Source organism: Streptomyces sp. NPDC054956 (assembly GCF_053609185.1).
This window is the reverse complement of record NZ_JBSGXB010000630.1, coordinates 1-1,461: the sequence shown is the minus strand read 5'-3', so window position 1 is coordinate 1,461 and position 1,461 is coordinate 1. Positions and strand designations below refer to the sequence as shown.

Sequence of the window (1,461 nt, the reverse complement as noted above, 5' to 3'; positions counted from 1 at the left end):
TCGGCTGTTCTTCCGCGGTGGGTCCCCGGGAATTGGCACGGGGGACCCTCCGCGTATGTGACCCTTGCCCTCATGGCTGTCGTACGTGATCTGCGCGTACTCCTGCGTCTGCGGGACTTCCGCAACCTGCTCGCCGTACGGCTGCTCTCCCAGGCAGCCGACGGCGTCTACCAGGTCGCACTGGCCACTTACGTCGTCTTCTCCCCGGAGAAGCAGGCCTCGCCCGCGGCCATCGCCTCCGCCATGGCGGTACTCCTGCTGCCCTATTCGGCGATCGGGCCCTTCGCCGGAGTGCTGCTGGACCGCTGGCCCCGTCGTCAGGTCTTCCTCTACGGCAACCTGCTGCGGGCCTTCCTCGCCTGTGTGACCGGGATGCTGATCGTCGCGCACGTCCCCGACTGGCTCTTCTACGCCTCGGCCCTGTCCGTGACGGCCGTCAACCGCTTCGTCCTCGCCGGACTCGCCGCCTCCCTGCCCCATGTCGTCGGCCCCGGCCAGCTGGTCACCGCGAACGCCCTCTCGCCCACCGCCGGAACCCTCGCGGCCGTCGGCGGCGGGGGACTGGCCTTCCTCGTGCGGGCGCTGACCGTCGGCTCCGACGCCCTCGTCGTGCTCCTGGGCGCCGGCCTCTACCTCTGCGCGGCCCTGGTCTCCCTGCGCCTCGCCGTCGGCCTCCTGGGGCCCGACCACCCGCCCGGCCGGGTCGACCCGACGATCGCCGAGGGGATCGTCATCGCCGTCCGGGGCATGGCCGAGGGGCTCCGGCACCTGGCGGCCCGGCGGGCGGCCGCCCAGGCACTCACCGCCATGACCCTGATGCGGTTCTGCTACGGGGCGCTGACCGTCACCCTGCTGATGCTCTGCCGCTACTCCTGGTCGGACAACGAGGCCGACGGACTGGCCCTGCTGGGGGTCGCCGTGGGCGTCTCGGGAGCCGGGTTCTTCGCCGCGGCCCTCGTCACGCCGTGGCTCGTGGGCCGGCTGGGCACGCGCGGCTGGATCACCGCCTGCGCCGCCGGAGCCGCCGTCCTGGTACCGGCGCTCGGGCTCTTCTTCGCCCCCGGACCGATGCTGGCCGCCGCCTTCGTCCTGGGCCTCGCCACCCAGGGCGCCAAGATCTCCACCGACACCGTGGTGCAGTCCCGGGTGGACGACGCCTTCCGCGGCCGTGTCTTCTCCGTCTACGACGTGCTCTTCAACGTCGCGTTCGTCGGGGCCGCCGGGGTGGCGGCGCTCGTGCTGCCCCTCGACGGGCAGTCCGTTCCACTGATCCTGGGCGTGGCCGCGCTCTACGCCGCGACCGCGGCCTTCCTCATGCGACAGGGCGATGTTTCACGTGAAACATCGCCCTGACCCGCGTCTGCCGATGTTTCACGTGAAAAAAAGCCCGGGCCCGGCCCAGTGGGGTATAAACCACAACGAGCCCACGAGGGACCATTGCATCGGCGATTGCGGGGGGGT

General features: G+C 71.5%; 1 protein-coding gene. It reads left to right on the top strand.

All coding sequences use genetic code 11. The features are described from left to right. The first annotated feature begins 72 nt into the window (after nucleotides 1-72). Nucleotides 73-1,353 carry an MFS transporter gene (locus ACWGDE_RS38910; protein ID WP_453393812.1) on the top strand — a complete coding sequence of 427 codons (1,281 nt, stop codon included), beginning with the start codon at nucleotides 73-75 and terminating at the stop codon, nucleotides 1,351-1,353. The last annotated feature ends 108 nt before the right edge of the window (nucleotides 1,354-1,461 follow it).

Coding starts and splice junctions, on each gene's coding strand:
- ACWGDE_RS38910 (WP_453393812.1), top strand. CDS start 73: ATGGCTGTCGTACGTGATCTGCGCGTACTCCTGCGTCTGCGGGACTTC.